Raw genomic sequence first — 7,693 nt, 5'->3', positions numbered from 1 at the left:
CCGCAATCCGCTCGCCCTTCTGCATCGCGGCGCGCGCCTCGGCGAGTTCGGCCTCTTCGCCCGGTTGTGGGGCAAGCGTTCGTAACTCGGCGACGCAATGCTCCAGCCATTCGCGGTCGCGTTCGGCCTCGGCAATCGCGGCCCGCGCTGCCGCCAGCCGCTCCTCGGCGCTGCGCCAGCTCGCATGCGCCGCCGCCACCGCGCCTGCATCGGCGCGCGCATAGGCATCGAGCAGTGCGCGATGCCCCGCGGGCGCCAGCAGGCCGCGATCGTCATGCTGACCATGAATTTCAACGAGATAGCTGCCAACTTCGCGCAGCAGCGCCGCCGAACAGGGCTGATCGTTCAGAAAGGCGCGACTGCCGCCGTCGGCCTTGACGGTGCGGCGGATGAGCAGCGGTTCGCCATCCTCCAGCACGACGTCATTGTCGGCGAGCAGCGCGGCGAGCGGCGTGCCTGCTGCCGGCGGCGCAAAGCTGGCGGTGACCTGCGCCCGGTCGCTGCCCTGCCGCACCAGCGCCGTGTCGGCGCGCGCGCCCAGTGCAAGCCCCAGCGCGTCGAGCAGGATCGACTTGCCGGCGCCGGTCTCGCCCGTGAGCACGCCCAGCCCGCCCTCGAAATCGAGGTCGAGCCGTTCGATCAGAACGATATTCGATATGGACAGCGCGGTCAGCATCCGGCCCCGCCTTACAATAGAACAAAGCGCGAATCTATCGCGCGATGCATCAGGCGCTGGGCGCGTGCTTTTCCATCAGCTTGTACGCGCGCTCGTACCATTTGCTGCCGGGATAATTGGCGCCGAGGACGGCCGCCGACTTCTTCGCCTCTTCGGGAACGCCGAGCGCGAGATAGCATTCGGTCAGTCGGAACAGCGCCTCGGGCGCGTGGCTGGTCGTCTGATATTTGTCGACGACTTCGCGGAAGCGGATCGAGGCCGCGAGCCAGTTCGAGCTGCGCTCGTAAAAGCGGCCGATTTCCATCTCCTTGCCCGCCAGATGGTCGCGGACAAGGTCAAGCTTCAACCGCGCATCGGCGGCGTAGCGGCTATCGGGATAGCGACGCACAATCTCGCCCAGCGCGGCCTGCGCCTGCTGCGTGATCTTCTGGTCGCGGGTCACGTCGCTGATCTGCTCATAATAGCTGAGCGCGATCAGATAATAGGCGTAAGGCGCATCCTTGTTGCCGGGGTGGATCGACAGGAAACGCTGCGCCGATTCGATCGACGGAGTATATTCGCGGTCCATATAATAGGAAAAGGCGCTCATCAGCTGCGCCCGGCGCGCCCAAGGCGAATAGGGGTGCTGACGCTCGACCTCGTCGAACAACGCCGCGGCAAGCTTGTACTGGCCGCGGTCGAGACGATCCTGCGCGGCGCGATAGAGCGTATTCACGTCACGCGCGACGTAGCGCGTGTCCTTCTTGACCCCACCCCCGCCGGCGCAGGCCGCGAGCAGCGGCGAAATCACGAGGGCGGCGGCGATCAGGCGCACGGCGGCGCGAGAGGAAGGGCGCTGAGTCATGGGCGCGGTATAGCCACAGCGCAGATGAACGCAAAATAAATGATCATGTCTTTCGTCGGCTTCGCGAACCAAATCGTCCGGCGGCGCCCGGGGGCGTCACGGCGCCGGAACCGGGGGCGCCTTCACCACACAGCCTTTGGGTGCATCGGCAGGCGCCGGAACGCGGCGCGCCGACAGGATGGTCACGGCGGGATCGAGGATCTGGCCGCGCATCACGCCCTCGCCCGCGGTCTCGGAAACCGGCATCGCGAAGATTTTTTCCGCCACGTCGCGCCCCGAAGCAATCTCGCCGAATACCGCGAAACCCGCTCCATCGCCGCCGGGCGCGTCGGCGTCGAAGCCCTTGATGTCGGACAACAGCAAAAAGAAATCGGTCGTCGCATCGCCCGGGCGCAAATGCGCCATCACCAGCGCACCGTCGCAATTGGTAAGGCCGGTTTTCGTCGTCGGCTCATGCGCGATCGGCGGGAAGTTGGTTCGCGGGTCGCCGCGGTTGCCCGCCTGGATCAGCTTGTTTCCTTCACCCCAGCTGCGCGTCGTGCGATAGAATTTGAACCCGTCCATCCGCTTGCTGTCGACATAGCGGAGGAAATTGGCGCTGGTGATCGGCGCCCGCTTGTCCTCCAGCCGAACGACGATCGTGCCTGCGTCGGTCTTGAGCGCGACATAAGGCCGCGTGTCGGGCGCCGCGACCTCGACCGGGGGCGTCACGGCCGCCGGAACGGGCGGCGGCGGCGGGGGCAGTTGCGTGGTCTGTGCCGGAACGGACTGCACCGCAAGGACGAGCGACAGGATCAGGGGAGCGAACATGGACCTTTCTGCGGACCTCTCTCTGGTTGGCGGGCGGTCAGGCTAGACGCCCCGGCAGCGAACGCCAAGCCCTTGCGCCGACGCCTATTCGACGAAGGCCGCCGCTACGGTCACGCCCTCGGCGTTCCAGGCAGGAACCGCCTGCGCGGTCATCGGCACCATGAAGCGCTTCGGCCTTTGCCCCGCTTCGGCCGTCCGTTCGATTTCCAATATGTCGCCGGCGCCGAAATTCTCGACCGCCACGACATGGCCTACGGCCTCGCCATCGGTCGAAACGCAGGGCAGGCCGATCAGGTCGTGATGATAATATTCCCCCGGCGCGAGCGACGGCAGCGCCGAGCGAGGGACCGTCAGCACCGTACCGCGCAGCGCTTCGGCCGCGCTGCGATCGGCGATTTCGGCAAAGCTCGCCACCGCCCCCTGATTGGCGGGGCGTACCGATTTCAGCGTCAGCTTGCGGGCGCCGGCGTCGAAAACGGAAAAGGCGCGGAGAGCCTCCGCGCCTTCACCGAACAATTTGAGCCGCACCTCACCCCGGACCCCGTGCGCGCCGGCAATGGCGGCCAGGGTGACGGGACGATCGGCGGCGGCCAAGGGTTTAGCCTTCGGCCTTTTCTTCGCCGGCTTCGGCGACGGGGCCGCCTTCGGCAACTTCTTCGGCGATCGCAGCCGCGTCGTCGGCGCTCGCGTCGGCCGGAACTTCCTCGGCAACCGCGTCGGCAACCGCTTCGGCGGTTTCTTCGCTCTTCACCGAGCCGGTCGCATCCGATTCAGCCGCTTCGGGAGCAGCTTCTTCGGCCGGAGCCGGAGCCGCAGCGGCGGCCGCCGCAGCTTCTTCGGCCTCGGCCAGCTTCGCGGCCTTTTCTTCGGCGCGTTCCTTGGCCTTTTCGCCCGGGACAGCCTTGTTCGGGTTGTTGCGGGCCGAACGTTCCTTCACGCCTGCGGCGTCGAGGAAGCGGGCGACGCGGTCGGTCGGCTGCGCGCCAACCGAAACCCAATGCTTCGCGCGTTCGGCGTCGAGCTTGACGCGGTCCGGATTATCCTTGCCGAGCAGCGGGTTGTAGCTGCCGATGCGTTCGATGAAACGGCCGTCGCGCGGGCTGCGCGAATCGGCAACGACGATCTTGTAATAGGGGCGCTTTTTCGAACCGCCGCGCGAAAGGCGAATGGTGGTAGCCATGATATTTTCCTTCTGACTTTCTAACTTTGACTTTGATTTTCCGGGTTATTTCTTCTTGTTCAGCAGATTGGCGAGATCGGGCGGAAGTCCGGCACCGCCAAGGCCGGGCAGTCCGCCGGCACCGCCGCCGCCGCCCATGCCACCGCCGCCCATTCCGGGGATACCGCCGCCGCGGCCGAGGAGGGCGCCAAGGCCCTTGAGGCCGCCCATCTTGCGAATCTTCTTCATCGCGGTGGACATTTCCTGATGCATTTTCAGCACCTTGTTCACCTGTTGCACCGTGGTACCCGACCCGTTGGCAATGCGGATCTTGCGCTTCGCATTGATGATTTCGGGCTTCGCGCGCTCTTTGGGCGTCATCGAGCCCATGATCGCGTCGAAATGGACCAGCACCTTGTCGTCGGTGCCGCTCTGCGCCATCGCCGCCTGCGCCTTTTTCAGGCCGGGGATCATGCCCGCCAGCGCACCCAGTCCGCCCATGCGGCGCATCTGGTTCAATTGCGTGCGAAGATCGTCGAGGTCGAATTGCCCCTTCGCCATCTTCTTCGCCATCGCCTCGGCCTCTTCGGCCTGAATCGTCTCGGCGGCGCGTTCGACGAGGCTGACGACGTCGCCCATGCCGAGGATGCGGCCCGCGATGCGCGAGGGCTGGAAGACTTCAAGACCGTCAAGCTTTTCGCCGGTGCCGGCGAATTTGATCGGCTTGCCGGTGACGGCGCGCATCGACAGCGCCGCACCGCCGCGCGCATCGCCATCCATGCGGGTGAGCACGACGCCGGTCAGCGGCACCTGTTCGGTGAAGCGCTGCGCGACCTGCACCGCGTCCTGACCGGTCAGGCTGTCGACGACGAGCAGCGTTTCGGCCGGATTCGCCGTGCGCGACACCGCCTGCATCTCGTCCATCAATTGCTGATCGACGTGGAGGCGGCCCGCGGTATCGAGCATCAGCACGTCGAAGCCCTGCAGCTTCGCCGCCTGCATGGCGCGCTGCGCAATCTCGACCGGCTGCTGCCCGGCGATGATCGGCAAGGTCGCGACGTCGATCTGGCTACCGAGGACGGCGAGCTGTTCCTGCGCGGCGGGACGATTGACGTCGAGCGACGCCATCAGCACCTTCTTGCGCTCCTTGTCCTTCAGCCGCTTCGCGATCTTCGCGGTCGTCGTCGTCTTGCCCGACCCCTGAAGGCCGACCATCATGACAACGGCGGGCGGCGTGACGGCAAGGTCGAGTTCGGCAGCTTCGGAGCCGAGCATTTCGGTCAGCGCGTCGCTGACGATCTTGACGACCTGCTGCCCCGGCGTGACCGAGCGCAGGACATTCTGACCGACCGCAAGTTCGGTGACCTGGTCGACGAAGCTGCGCACCACGGGCAGCGCGACGTCGGCTTCGAGCAGTGCGATGCGCACTTCGCGCATCGCCGCGCGCACGTCGGCCTCGGTCAGCGCACCGCGGCCGCGGAGCTTCCCGAAAACATCGCCAAGCCGATTGCTCAGACTGTCGAACATGCGCTTCCAAACCCTTCTCTCGATCCGCAACGCAAAACACGCCGGTGAGCGAAACCTCGCCAACCAGCGGCTATCCGTGGACAGAAATTCCGTCGCGGATGTCGATATGCCCACCCGAATCCAATGGGCGGACGGCGGCTCCTTAGGCGAGATCGCCCACAAAGGCAAGTCGGACCGCCCGCTGGCTTCGCGATCGCAACCAAGCGCCACTTAACGCAAATTTCACCGCTTTGCCGGCATATGCGGCGAATGGTGGGGACTATAGCATGAATTCGACGATGAAGCCGCGAAACCGCAGCGAGGACGCCCGACGCGACATGATCGCAGGGGGAATCGTCGTCGCCGCGATCGTGATGTTCGTCGGCACCGGCGGCAATGTGATGCAGGCGGTGGTGCAGACGCTGATCGGCATCGGCGGCGGGCCGGACAAGGTCTTGTCGGCGGCGCTGATCCTGAATGTCGCGCTGATCCTGTTCGGCTGGCGCCGTTACGAAGACCTCAACCGCGAGATTCGCGAGCGCACCGAGGCCGAACAGCGCGCGCGCTATCTGGCCGACACCGATCCGCTGACGGGCTTTCTGAACCGCCGCGCGCTGATCGTTGCGGGGCAGCAGCTCATCGCCAGCGCCGTGGCCGAAAAGCGCAATGTTGCCCTGTTCCTGCTCGACCTCGACCATTTCAAGACGGTCAACGACATCCACGGCCACGCCGCGGGCGACCGCGTGTTGCAGGTCGCGGCCGAGCGGATCACCGCCATCCTGCCGCCCAATGCGACCAAGGCGCGGCTCGGTGGCGACGAATTCGTCGCGATGATCCCGTTCGAGCCCGCCGCGCGCGCCAACATCGACGCGCTCGCCGCGGCACTGGTTTCGTCGCTCGAGGATTCGGTCGCCCACGATGCGCAGCATATCCGCATCGGCGCCTCGCTCGGCATCGCGCTCGCCAATGATGCGAGCATGACGATGGAAACCATGATCCGCCAGGCCGACATCGCGATGTATCACTGCAAGGACGAGGGTCGGAACCGCTATTGCTGGTTCGAGCAGGGCATGGAAATGGCGGTCCAGGTCCGCAACCAGATCGAAAACGGCATCCGCGAAGGCATGCCGCGCGGCGAGTTCATTCCCTTTTTCGAACCGCAGGTCGACATCGCGACCGGCCGCCTTGTCGGCTTCGAAATGCTGATGCGCTGGGACTCGCCCGAATATGGCATGATCCCGCCCGAACGATTCATTCCGATCGCCGAGGAAAGCGGGCTGATCGGCGAATTGTCCCTGCTGGTCATCCGCCGCGCGATGGAAATCGCCAAAGGCTGGGATCCGTCGATCATTCTCGCGGTCAATATTTCGCCGCAACAACTCAAGGACCCCTGGTTCAGCCAGAAGCTCACCAAGCTGCTGGTCGAAACGGGCTACCCCGCCAGCCAGCTCGAGGTCGAGATTACCGAAAGCTCGCTGTTCGAAAATCTGCCGCTCGTCCGCTCGATCGTCACCAGCCTCAAGAATCAGGGCGTGTCGCTCAGCCTCGACGATTTCGGCACCGGCTATAGTTCCTTGTCGCACCTGCGTGCGCTGCCCTTCGACCGCATCAAGATCGACCGCAGCTTCGTCGCCGCGATGCGCGGCAGCCCCGATGCGCAGGCGATTGTGGTGGCAATTGTGCGCCTCGGCGAAAGCCTCGCCATGCCGATCACTGCCGAAGGCGTCGAAGACGAAGTAACCGCCATCGAACTGACGCGGCTCGGCTGCGCGAAGGGCCAAGGCTGGTTCTTCGGTCGCGCCGCGTCCGCCGACGACACGGCGCGCCTGCTTGCCGACCGCGGCCTGCTCCGCGCGCCCGCGCTGCCGCAAACGCCGCCGCCCGCCGGCGACGAGGAAGTGCTGCGCAAGACGGCCTGACGCCGCCACATCGCTAGACTTCGCCCGTCGGCGCCCTTACATGCGCGGACTATGGCGGACCGCTTCACCAAGATGCACGGCCTCGGCAACGACTTCGTCGTGATCGATGCGCGCGCGAACAGCGTCGAGATGACGCCGGCGCGGGCGCATGCGATTGCCGATCGCCGCCACGGCATCGGCTGCGACCAGCTTATCCTGCTCGAACCGTCGTCGAAGGCCGACGTCAAAATGCGTATCTTCAACGCCGACGGCAGCGAGGTCGAGGCCTGCGGCAATGCGACGCGCTGCGTCGCCACGCTGATCGGCAAGCCCGCAGTCATCGAAACGCTGGGCGGGATGCTGCGCGTGACCCCCGCCGACGGCGGCGCAGAAGTCGTGCTGGGTGAGCCCGTCTTCGACTGGGAGCATATTCCGCTCGCCATGCCGATGGACACCCGCGACATGCCCGTCGCTTGGGACGAACTGGAACATGGCGCAGCGGTCAATGTCGGCAATCCGCACATCATTTTCTTCGTCCCCGAAGCCGATGCGGTCGCACTGGGCGACCTGGGCCCGCGGATCGAGACCGACCCCCTGTTTCCCGAGCGGGTCAACGTCAATGTCGCGAGCCTCGACGGCGAAAATCAGCTTCAGCTTCGCGTCTGGGAACGCGGCGTCGGGCTGACGCAGGCGTGCGGCACGGGCGCGTGCGCGACCGCGGTCGCCGCCATCCGCGCCGGCATCGTCAAATCGCCCGTCACCGTGTCGCTGCCCGGCGGCGATCTGGTGATCCGCTGGTC

Annotated in this window: 8 protein-coding genes; 2 read left to right on the top strand and 6 right to left on the bottom strand. The window is 65.9% G+C overall.

The genetic code is table 11. The features are described from left to right. The 6 genes from ABS88_RS21710 to ffh all read right to left on the bottom strand — a co-directional run. Positions 1 to 676, bottom strand: a 676-nt coding sequence (locus tag ABS88_RS21710; RefSeq protein WP_286750561.1) for an AAA family ATPase, incomplete at its 3' end; no start/stop codon positions are given. Between the two features lie 49 nt (positions 677 to 725). Beyond that, on the bottom strand, positions 726 to 1,520 hold the full coding sequence (locus ABS88_RS21705) for an outer membrane protein assembly factor BamD (RefSeq protein WP_062764272.1): 795 nt from the start codon (positions 1,518 to 1,520) through the stop codon (positions 726 to 728). Positions 1,521 to 1,616: 96 nt separating this feature from the next. Beyond that, positions 1,617 to 2,330: a peptidylprolyl isomerase gene (locus tag ABS88_RS21700; RefSeq protein ID WP_286750560.1), complete on the bottom strand. Its 714-nt coding sequence runs from the start codon at positions 2,328 to 2,330 to the stop codon at positions 1,617 to 1,619. An 84-nt stretch (positions 2,331 to 2,414) separates the two neighbouring features. After that, the gene (rimM, locus tag ABS88_RS21695; RefSeq protein WP_286750559.1) at positions 2,415 to 2,924 is read right to left on the bottom strand and encodes a ribosome maturation factor RimM; all 510 of its coding nucleotides are present in this window, start codon (positions 2,922 to 2,924) and stop codon (positions 2,415 to 2,417) included. A gap of 4 nt (positions 2,925 to 2,928) precedes the next feature. After that, positions 2,929 to 3,510 carry a 30S ribosomal protein S16 gene (gene rpsP, locus ABS88_RS21690; protein WP_003043030.1) on the bottom strand — a complete coding sequence of 194 codons (582 nt, stop codon included), beginning with the start codon at positions 3,508 to 3,510 and terminating at the stop codon, positions 2,929 to 2,931. A 45-nt stretch (positions 3,511 to 3,555) separates the two neighbouring features. Continuing rightward, entirely contained in the window at positions 3,556 to 5,016 is a 1,461-nt protein-coding gene (gene ffh / locus ABS88_RS21685) for a signal recognition particle protein (RefSeq protein ID WP_186401215.1), read from the bottom strand. A gap of 266 nt (positions 5,017 to 5,282) precedes the next feature. Between ffh and ABS88_RS21680 the strand changes: the two genes are divergently transcribed. Together ABS88_RS21680 and dapF are read left to right on the top strand one after the other, a co-directional pair. Beyond that, positions 5,283 to 6,914 carry a putative bifunctional diguanylate cyclase/phosphodiesterase gene (locus tag ABS88_RS21680; RefSeq protein ID WP_062764280.1) on the top strand — a complete coding sequence of 544 codons (1,632 nt, stop codon included), beginning with the start codon at positions 5,283 to 5,285 and terminating at the stop codon, positions 6,912 to 6,914. A 51-nt stretch (positions 6,915 to 6,965) separates the two neighbouring features. Continuing rightward, a partial coding sequence (gene dapF / locus ABS88_RS21675) for a diaminopimelate epimerase (protein WP_286750558.1) occupies positions 6,966 to 7,693 on the top strand: 728 nt, incomplete at its 3' end.

This window comes from Sphingopyxis sp. SCN 67-31 (assembly GCF_001725095.1).
The sequence above is the reverse complement of the archived record's forward strand: the minus strand, read 5'-3'. Positions and strand labels throughout refer to the sequence as shown.

Bases quoted from the DNA above. Each gene is read 5' to 3' on its own strand.
- ABS88_RS21705 (WP_062764272.1), bottom strand. From the start codon at position 1,520: ATGACTCAGCGCCCTTCCTCTCGCGCCGCCGTGCGCCTGATCGCCGCC.
- ABS88_RS21700 (WP_286750560.1), bottom strand. From the start codon at position 2,330: ATGTTCGCTCCCCTGATCCTGTCGCTCGTCCTTGCGGTGCAGTCCGTT.
- rpsP (WP_003043030.1), bottom strand. From the start codon at position 3,510: ATGGCTACCACCATTCGCCTTTCGCGCGGCGGTTCGAAAAAGCGCCCC.
- ffh (WP_186401215.1), bottom strand. From the start codon at position 5,016: ATGTTCGACAGTCTGAGCAATCGGCTTGGCGATGTTTTCGGGAAGCTC.
- ABS88_RS21680 (WP_062764280.1), top strand. From the start codon at position 5,283: ATGAATTCGACGATGAAGCCGCGAAACCGCAGCGAGGACGCCCGACGC.